Source organism: Shewanella sp. AS16, from assembly GCF_021412365.1.
Classification (GTDB): Bacteria; Pseudomonadota; Gammaproteobacteria; order Enterobacterales; family Shewanellaceae; genus Shewanella; species Shewanella salipaludis.
Window position 1 is genome coordinate 1 of the sequence record NZ_JAKCLK010000317.1, and the last position, 288, is coordinate 288.

At 47.2% G+C, this 288-nt stretch carries 1 protein-coding gene; it reads left to right on the forward strand.

Translation table 11 applies throughout. The features are described from left to right. Positions 1 to 288 (forward strand): diguanylate cyclase domain-containing protein (locus tag LZP73_RS20450; protein ID WP_234236794.1); only part of this gene is annotated, 288 nt, incomplete at both ends.

Below are 288 nucleotides of genomic sequence, written 5' to 3' on the forward strand. Positions count from 1 at the left end.
GTCGGTTCGCCGTTCTCTATTCCGCAAATGTTCTCCGCACGTCTCGGTATTGCCACGATGGCGATATGCCCAATTATGGTTTCCTTTAGCGTGGCAGCGATCAATTCGCTAATGAAGCAAGTTGCGCTGCGAGCCGACTTTGATTTTCTGACTCAGGTTTACTCACGGTCTGGTCTTTATGAGGCGCTGAAAAGTCCATCGCTGAAACAGACACAACATCTGACGGTCATGCTGCTTGATATCGACTATTTCAAAAGCATTAACGATAACTATGGACATGAATGTGGC